This window comes from Capnocytophaga sp. oral taxon 863 str. F0517 (genome assembly GCF_000466425.1).
Classification (GTDB): domain Bacteria; phylum Bacteroidota; class Bacteroidia; order Flavobacteriales; family Flavobacteriaceae; genus Capnocytophaga.
The window spans coordinates 1-482 of sequence record NZ_KE992136.1 but is presented as its reverse complement, the minus strand read 5'-3'; the positions used below and the strand labels follow the sequence as shown (position 1 = coordinate 482).

1 protein-coding gene is annotated in these 482 nt (G+C 38.4%); it reads right to left on the bottom strand.

Going from position 1 to position 482, the window contains the following annotated elements:
* Positions 1-59 precede the first annotated feature (59 nt).
* The coding region (locus tag HMPREF1551_RS06020; RefSeq protein ID WP_021628182.1) for a site-specific integrase at positions 60-482 on the bottom strand (423 nt) is incomplete at its 5' end.

The window sequence follows — 482 nt, the reverse complement described above, 5'->3', positions numbered from 1 at the left end:
ACACATCTCTTTTTGAAATGTTATCAATGGATTTCTAATTTTTAAAAGACACTGAGAAGCTATCCTATCTTTAAATTCTTTAATCGTTCGGCAGCAATTTCCATATCCTTGCTGATTTTCTCATTGGTGATTTTAGCATAAATCTGGGTGGTTCTGATATTCTTATGTCCCATCATCTTGCTAACGCTTTCCAAGGGAACCCCTTCTGTTAAGAACAGAGTACCAAAGGTATGGCGTGCCCAGTGAAATGAAATGGGTTTTTCACGAATGATGTTACAATCTTTCATCATCTTTTTGATCAGGAGGTTGCAATTAGTGTTGGAGGGCGTAGGAAATAGTGCCTCTGTACGAGTCGTACCCTCATATTTTTCAATAATTTTCTCGGCTATATCCAATAGGCGTACATTACAGGGCACATCAGATTTCTGACGGCGTTTGATAAGCCATTTGTTGCCGTCAAAGAACGATTGTAAGTGACTTTT